Source organism: Microcystis sp. M53602_WE12 (assembly GCF_030065455.1).
GTDB lineage: Bacteria > Cyanobacteriota > Cyanobacteriia > Cyanobacteriales > Microcystaceae > Microcystis > Microcystis aeruginosa.
Genome location: NZ_JASJFB010000591.1, coordinates 1 through 7,476 on the forward strand (window position 1 = coordinate 1; position 7,476 = coordinate 7,476).

8 protein-coding genes are annotated in these 7,476 nt (G+C 39.0%); 2 read left to right on the forward strand and 6 right to left on the reverse strand.

Translation table 11 applies throughout. The features are described from left to right. Positions 1 to 733: PulJ/GspJ family protein (locus PX482_RS18825; protein WP_288122837.1), on the reverse strand; the 733-nt coding region annotated here is incomplete at its 3' end. Positions 734 to 990: 257 nt separating this feature from the next. Here PX482_RS18825 and gloA point away from each other — a divergent pair. Then, positions 991 to 1,401, forward strand: a complete 411-nt coding sequence (gloA, locus tag PX482_RS18830; RefSeq protein ID WP_288122839.1) for a lactoylglutathione lyase — start codon at positions 991 to 993, stop codon at positions 1,399 to 1,401. A gap of 10 nt (positions 1,402 to 1,411) precedes the next feature. Beyond that, positions 1,412 to 1,879, forward strand: a complete 468-nt coding sequence (locus tag PX482_RS18835; protein WP_288122841.1) for a CYTH domain-containing protein — start codon at positions 1,412 to 1,414, stop codon at positions 1,877 to 1,879. Between the two features lie 24 nt (positions 1,880 to 1,903). Here the strand turns inward: PX482_RS18835 and nusB are convergent, their stop codons facing one another. The 5 genes from nusB to PX482_RS18860 form a co-directional block, all read right to left on the reverse strand. Next, positions 1,904 to 2,557, reverse strand: a complete 654-nt coding sequence (gene nusB / locus PX482_RS18840) for a transcription antitermination factor NusB (protein WP_002758446.1) — start codon at positions 2,555 to 2,557, stop codon at positions 1,904 to 1,906. 137 nt (positions 2,558 to 2,694) lie between these two features. Beyond that, complete coding sequence (locus tag PX482_RS18845) at positions 2,695 to 4,158, reverse strand: DNA phosphorothioation system restriction enzyme (RefSeq protein ID WP_002758445.1); 1,464 nt, start codon at positions 4,156 to 4,158, stop codon at positions 2,695 to 2,697. Between the two features lie 380 nt (positions 4,159 to 4,538). Next, entirely contained in the window at positions 4,539 to 5,126 is a 588-nt protein-coding gene (gene hemJ / locus PX482_RS18850; protein WP_002747974.1) for a protoporphyrinogen oxidase HemJ, read from the reverse strand. A gap of 56 nt (positions 5,127 to 5,182) precedes the next feature. Beyond that, positions 5,183 to 6,421 carry an RNA-guided endonuclease InsQ/TnpB family protein gene (locus PX482_RS18855; protein WP_002758430.1) on the reverse strand — a complete coding sequence of 413 codons (1,239 nt, stop codon included), beginning with the start codon at positions 6,419 to 6,421 and terminating at the stop codon, positions 5,183 to 5,185. Further along, positions 6,387 to 6,986 carry an IS607 family transposase gene (locus PX482_RS18860; RefSeq protein ID WP_002758429.1) on the reverse strand — a complete coding sequence of 200 codons (600 nt, stop codon included), beginning with the start codon at positions 6,984 to 6,986 and terminating at the stop codon, positions 6,387 to 6,389. The genes PX482_RS18855 and PX482_RS18860 overlap by 35 nt, the downstream gene beginning before the upstream one ends. Positions 6,987 to 7,476 lie beyond the last annotated feature (490 nt).

Genomic DNA, 7,476 nt, shown 5'->3' on the forward strand with positions numbered 1-7,476 from the left:
CTTTATCCCTTTTTCTAGCAGTCAGAGTAGTCATCTCTACCTGAGCGTTGGCATTCAAAATCACTTGACCACCACGAACACAGGTATAAAAACCGTCCACATCGCCATCTCTGGCGGGGATTCGGGTAAAACCCCCAGGACAATTAGGGTCATTAGCAACCGCTGCTAACATATCGGTGACGGGGGAATGTTGCCAAGTATTAATATCTGCGGGGGTGATGTAGTTGCCATTAGCGTCCAAGTCCGGACCATAGCGCCACAAGACTCGCGGACCGGTTAAGCTGTTTTGAGGGTCTGCGGTATAGTAAACGATCTGTTGAGTGAGTGGAGCATTACCGGGATTGTTGGGGTCGGGAATTTGGAAAGCAAGAACTGCTTGCGCTCCTTTGTTTGCTTTTATTGTTTCCCAATTGGGTACTTTATCCGTCTTGATCACATCTTCCCTCGGAAGGATAATTCTTGCCCGTCTCAGGTCGTCTGAAACAAACTCTAGAGTACGATTAAGATTATTTCGGATTTCACTATCGGCATTAGCTCGATAATTGCTTCTGAGCAGGTTAATCACGCCAATTCCCGACACCAAGACGGCAATCAGCATCATTACACCTGCCAGTAAAACTTCTGTAATCGTGAAACCCGCGTGTCGAAATGGTTGGTGAGCTTGTCGAACCAACAGAGCGGATTTTTTCTGTAAACGACCTAAGTGATTGATATACTCTAAATAAAAACGCATAGTTTTAACCCGTGCCAATTCCTATTTTCTATACTTCCCTAGACATTTAACATTATATTGCAGTCCCAGAGATTTGATCAAACTAGGTGATTCTGTTCACAGCTATTAACCGCTTTGGGGAGCAGGTGATTTTACTGGTGAGTTTTTCGTACACTTGTATTATTATAATGGTTGAGCCTCAAGGAGATAAGAAGGCCCAAGCACTGGTTACAATCAAGGATAAGTAATTTTTCGATCGATGTCATCTAAAAATAATCATGCGTCTCTTACACACCATGCTCCGGGTCAATAACTTGCAGGAATCTCTACAATTTTACTGCGATGTGCTAGGAATGAAGTTACTGCGCCAGAAAGACTATCCCAATGGTCAATTTACCCTCGCTTTCGTCGGTTATGGCGATGAGGCTAATCATGCTGTCATCGAACTGACCTATAATTGGGGAGTCGATCGCTACGAAGTGGGTAATGCTTACGGTCATATTGCCCTAGGCGTGGATGATATCCATAGCACCTGTGAGAAAATTAAAGTCCTTGGTGGTAATGTTACCAGGGAGCCGGGCCCGATGAAACACGGTTCTACGGTGATTGCTTTCGTGGAAGATCCTAATGGCTACAAGATCGAGTTAATTCAACTAGGAACCCAAGCTGCTGCCGTGGCTACGGCTTAATCAAAAACTTATGACTGTTGAAATTGAACGGAAGTTTCTGGTTAAAGGGGATTCTTGGCGATCGCTTGCGACTGGCAAGTTGTATCGTCAGGGATATATTCCTACCCAAGATGGATTGACAACTGTGCGAGTTCGTGTGGTTGGAGAGCGGGGTTATTTAACCATTAAAGGCAAGACTGAGGGCATTAGTCGTCAGGAATTCGAGTATGTAATTCCCCTAGAAGATGCGGCGCTCATGTTAGAAAACCTCTGTAAGAAACCTTTAATTGAAAAGATTCGTCATCGCATTTCTCTGGATAATTTAACTTGGGAAGTTGATGAATTTTGGGGGGATAATCAAGGTTTGATTATGGCTGAAATTGAGTTAGAACAAGAGGATCAAGTCATTACTATTCCCGATTGGATCGGCGAAGAAGTCACGGGAGATGAGCGATACTACAATATCAATTTACAGAAATTTCCCTATAAAATGTGGTGATTGTAGTATTAATTTACTCCCAGTTTAACTCTGGGTAGATAGGGCTTTTTCTGTTTCGTTTAGCTTATTCGTTACCCGTCGGAGAACGCCATTAATAAAGCGATAACCTTCATCATCAGAATAACGTTTGGCTAATTCGATCGCCTCATTGATTGCTACTTTTTGAGGTATATCCAGATAGAGCATTTCTGCCACGGCAATTTGCAGGATATCCCGATCGATTCTTGGTAAACGATGTAGTTGCCAATCCACTAAAGCACCGGTTAATTCCTGTTCGATTTCCGCACGACGACGATAGACTGTACCGATTAATTCTAGGGCATATTCCCGCACTTCGTACTGACTAGATAACTGGACAATTTCGGGAAAATCTATCACGGTTCCTAAACGATTAATGGCATTGTGGGTAAGAGAAATTGCTTCTTTTACCATGGTTTGGGCGCTTTTTAGATTTGTTGCCTTAGTATCACTAGCGAGAATCCGTTCATTACCACGACTAATTTCAGCGGCAGCGGTTTCTAAGGTTTCTTGAATTTCGACGGTTAAGGTTCTAACTGCAACTAAAATTAAATCGTTTAAAGTTTGCTGTTCTAGGTTTTCAGGATTGCCTTTAATCTGACTTAAACTCAAAAGGGCAAGTTCTCGAGCAATGCGACGGGGTTGTTGACGGGGAGGCATAGAAATTTAGAAGGAGAGGAAAGAGAATTATACAACTTTATCGATCGCTATCCGGTTGGGTTAATTTTTCTCGGCGATCAATTCTTGACTAACATCTATTTTAGCATAAAAGCTGCCAAGATTTAACTTTTCAAGTTTTAATTAGACAAAAGACAATATCTATCTTGAATCTCCCCTAATTTAGTCTCAGCTTCTTGAGCATTAATGGCTAATTGGGCAAACTCTAGAAAGCGTTTTAATTCCTTGCGTAATAAATTCCTTTCTACTTCCCAGGTTTCTCGATCTAAGGTGGGTGGCATAACGATCATATCAAATAAAGTGGCCTGTTTTTTATCGGGATGGGGGCGCAATATTCGCCCGCGACGCTGAATAAATTGTCGAGGATTACCACTACTAGCCAGAATGACTGCGTTTTGAATTGATGGCAGATCTACTCCCTCATCTAAACATCTAATTGCCACTAATCCTTGCAGATAACCCTCCTCAAATTGTTGGCGAATTTTTTCTCGTTCTTCTAGGGAAGTTTCTGCGGTGTAGATAGCAACTCGATAACCTAATTGATTGCCTAACAAATGAGTAACTGCCTCTACCTGACGACGATAATTAGCAGTGTAATTTTCCAGATAACCATCCCCACAATAAAACAAAGTATGATCCGTATCTAAACGCTCTTGCATCAGTTGTTGTAAAGCCTGTAATTTATTACTTGCTGAACCAACTAATCGCGATCTTTGCATTAACAAAGCGGTGAGGTTTTCATTACCATTTAAATTACTATTTTTCTGCAAAGTCCAGCCGATTCTTTGGGTTAATTTTGCGTATAATAAAGCCTCATTATCGGTTAATTCAACCAATACTGGATAATAAAAATAACTGACTAAAGCTCCTTTTCTAATAGCATCACCTAGGGTAAATTCTGGTTGTAGAATTTGTCCAAAATATTCAAGAATAGCGTCGGTTCCTTCCTGATCAAAATATCTTTCAGGAGTGGCAGATAAAGCCAATCTTAGACCTAAAGAACGGGGTAATAATTCTTCTAATCGGGGGGAACCTAAATTATGGGCTTCATCACCAACGATTAAAGTTTTATCGGGAAAAAATTTTATTTGTGATTGAAACCCCTCGCTAATAAAAGTTGAGTTAGTAGTTAAAATAGTGACAAATTTTTGATTACCCGCTTGCACATTATATAATTCTGTGGATAGTTGACTTTGCCATGTATGGACACTTTCGTAGGCTAAAATCGGTTTAAGATTAAATTTTTCCGCTTCTCGTTGCCATTGATTGACTAGGTGACGATAGGGACAAATTACTAATAATACTTGCAGTTCTATCGCTTCGTAAAGTTCCATGGCAATAGCTAAAGCAGTAATAGTTTTACCGCTGCCGGTGGCCATTTTTAAAGTTCCTCGTCCCCGATTACGAAACCAACTGATAATCGCTGTATTTTGGTAGTCTCTCAATTCTAAATTGGGAGGAATTCTAGGAATACCAGAGGGATTAACTCGATAGAATCCTCGCAATTCAGCAACTTGTCTGAGCTTGCGGGAATTAAGAAAATCTCTAGTTATTTTTTCCCAATCTATCCAGCAACTATTCATAGAACCTCTTGGAAAAATCAAAAATTGTTGTTAGGGTTAGGAGTCAGGATTCGGTCGTCAGGATTCGGTCGTCAGGATTCGGTCGTCAGGAGATTGTTTTTATTTAGGGTTTGCTGTTCGCAAGAGGTTTATACTAAATCCTGTTTAAAAGGTATAGGGGAGCAGCGGAGCGCCGGAGCAGGGAGAAACAATCCATAGCTTGGGAGTTCATCACACTATTAAAAATAGTTTTTGTATAAGCTCAAAAATAGCAAAAAGCCAAAAAGCTAAAAGCTAAACGTTGCTACCTATACAATTGGGATGGACTAAAAAGACCATCCCACAGCTGTCAAACCACTCTTAACTGTTATCCTAGAAACCTAGGGAATGATTGAGATAATTTACCTGGTCGCTACTTCTTCTTTTTGGGGAGTATTTTGCCGAAGTTTTTCTTGATCTTTGCGACGTTTTTTAGCATAAAGTTGGATTGTCACCGCCATTAATACCACTAAAGCTACAATTAACCAAGTGGTCAAATCGAGGGGTAATTGATTTTTAAATACTGCCAAAAGGACAATAACTACCAATAACAGGGTTGGTGCTTCATTTAAGGCCCGAAATTGCTGTCCCGTCCAATTACATTCCCCTTTTTCTAGCTTTTTCATGATGCGACCACAGTAGAAATGATAGAGCAGTAAAAGAGCCACAAAGGATAATTTAATATGTAACCATCCCGATTTTAAAATTTCTGGTTCTGTGGAGATTAAACCGATCGCCATGGCCACGGTGACAATCATCCCAGGTGTGGTAATGATATTGTAGAGTCGCTTCTCCATGATCTCGTATTGCGCTTTCAGAATAGCTTGTGCGGGTTCGGTTTGTGTTGCTGCCTCCGCATGATAGACAAACAAACGTACCAAATAAAATAGTCCCGCAAACCAAACAACTACCCCAATCAGGTGAAATGCTTTAAACCAATAGTAAGCCATAGTCTATATTGTGATGTGAGTCCCGAATTAATTAGTCTAAGAGTTATCCATAGTTACTAATTCTGTACGCAAACGTCGCACTTTGAATCAGCTTTGTACGCTTTGACCCGTACAGGGCTAACTACAAGCCTCTCTATCGGATTCTTGCTAAATGCAACCTCTCCGACTACCTTTCTCCCTATATTTAATGAACCATTAATATCTGCTCCATAGAGATAACCTGACGAACTTCTAAACAATCCTCTTTTAACTCTCTTGCCCAAATATTTTTCTTGTTTGCCAATTGGTTCCAAATCTAAGAAACTACATTTAGACGTATAGCTTTCATTAGTCGTAATGACTTTTATTCCGACTAAAATTGCCTTGTAAGTTAGTTGTTCAATAAATCTTGAGTGAGGAATATTCACAAATGACTGATTATTTCTATCCCCAATATTAAGGTTTTGTTTCCAGCCTTGATTCTGACCAATAACTAAAAGGTTAATTTGATGAGCTAGTAATTTATCAATAATAGATCTACTAGCGGTGTGGAGGTAATAATCCACCTGGCAATTACGCTTTAAAGTTAAACCTTGTATTCTTTTACTGGTCTTCTGTAAACTGGGTAATTCCGATTTGAGTTTAGCTAGTGTCTTGTTGTATTTTTGATTGCATGATTTTAACGCTTTCCCACATAGTAAAGTTGGCTTAAATTCGGGAATATTAGAGGTGACAGCTGCTAGGTTATTTAATCCTAAATCAACAAAAGCATATCTTTCTCCCTCCTGACTTGGTGGGGATGGTTGTTCATAGACAATCTCTAGATAATAAGCGCCCGATTTAGGAATAATTCTGACCTCTAAGACTTCTTTTAAATTGGTTTTAAACTCTAAATTAGTTCCTGAGAGTTTGATTAAACCCTGCTTCAAGGCTTTTTTAGAGATGGCTTGATAGTTATAAGTTAAAACGTTTCTACCTTTTTTCTTATCTTTATAGCGTGGTAATTTCGGCTCTCCTGTAAATTTATTAGGCGATTTTTTGAATTGTTCTTCTGCTTTTTGATAGGATTTAAAAGTTTTTTCTACTTGCTTTAATACTAACTGGCTTACTTTAGCTGGTAACGCTTGATAATCTGCGCTTGTTTTCAAAGCATGGTGTAACTCAGTCATGGTTAGAAATGGCTGATGTGAAAAGAAAGCTTGACGGTTTAAATAGACAGCACAGTTATAGAGATTCTTTGATAAAAATGCCAACTTATCAAATGCTAAATAATTCTTTTTATTAAATTTGATTAGATGTCTTTGAACTAATTTCATGCTCTTCCTCCAAGCACTTAATTAAACATTCAGTTTTTCTTGTTCTTTGTCTTATCGAATACAGTCGAGCGCAAAATGAAGTGATTATGCTGACAAAATCTGGCATTAAATCATCTTTTCTTTCCTCGGCTAAATTGACTACTTCTATGTGTCGGTTTGTTTGGGCTAAAAGAACTTTTAAATAATTAAACCCTACTCTACTCAATCGGTCTTTATGTTCTACGACAATCAAGTTATAATCAGTTTGTTCTAGAAGTTTTAATAATAGCTTTCTCTGGTCATTAACCCCACTTCCTACTTCTTTAACTACTCTGACAATTTGATAGCCTTTCGCCGTACAATAAGCCTCTAATCTTTTCGCCTGAGTCTCCAAGTTAGATTTATTTTCTGAACTAGAAACTCTTGCATAAATAGCAACTTTATTTTCACGCACTGAACGGTCATCTTCAAAAATAATAATTGTTCCTGTGGGAAGACGTTCTCCTTGTAACTGCCCTCGATTCCACATCCTCCAAGCAGTGTCATAACTGATCCCCTTTTTCTTGGCATAATCTGATAGTTTCATTTGAACTGTAAGGTAAACTTGCACTAACCACAGTAGCAGTCGTTTGCTGTTATTTGCGTATATTTTTGACAAAACTTTACAATACTTTCCCAGACTATCCCTATACAAAAGTTTAGACGGAAAATAGGGGTTGCGGGTTAGGGAGCAGGGAGAGGGATGTGGGGTGTGGGGTGTGGGGTGTAGGGTGTGGGGTGTGGGGAGCTTTTTCAGTAAACAATAAACTAAAAACTCACATCTGATAACTGATAACTGATAACTGATAACTGATAACTGTCTCCTAACCCAATGTTGGACAAAGATAAGCAAAAATTATTGATTAACTCCAAAAACTTGAGAATATTTAAATTAACATTCCGCAATATTTACAAATTCTTAAGAATTAATTGAGAAAGATTTTTATTTAACAACGATGTTGTAATGGTTACAGCGATTTGATAGAATTTCATAGTGGGTTATTTTGTGCTTTTTTGAGCAGCAATAGTTGAAACCC

Bases quoted from the DNA above. Each gene is read 5' to 3' on its own strand.
- gloA (WP_288122839.1), top strand. From the start codon at position 991: ATGCGTCTCTTACACACCATGCTCCGGGTCAATAACTTGCAGGAATCT.
- PX482_RS18835 (WP_288122841.1), top strand. From the start codon at position 1,412: ATGACTGTTGAAATTGAACGGAAGTTTCTGGTTAAAGGGGATTCTTGG.
- nusB (WP_002758446.1), bottom strand. From the start codon at position 2,557: ATGCCTCCCCGTCAACAACCCCGTCGCATTGCTCGAGAACTTGCCCTT.
- PX482_RS18845 (WP_002758445.1), bottom strand. From the start codon at position 4,158: ATGAATAGTTGCTGGATAGATTGGGAAAAAATAACTAGAGATTTTCTT.
- hemJ (WP_002747974.1), bottom strand. From the start codon at position 5,126: ATGGCTTACTATTGGTTTAAAGCATTTCACCTGATTGGGGTAGTTGTT.
- PX482_RS18855 (WP_002758430.1), bottom strand. From the start codon at position 6,421: ATGAAATTAGTTCAAAGACATCTAATCAAATTTAATAAAAAGAATTAT.
- PX482_RS18860 (WP_002758429.1), bottom strand. From the start codon at position 6,986: ATGAAACTATCAGATTATGCCAAGAAAAAGGGGATCAGTTATGACACT.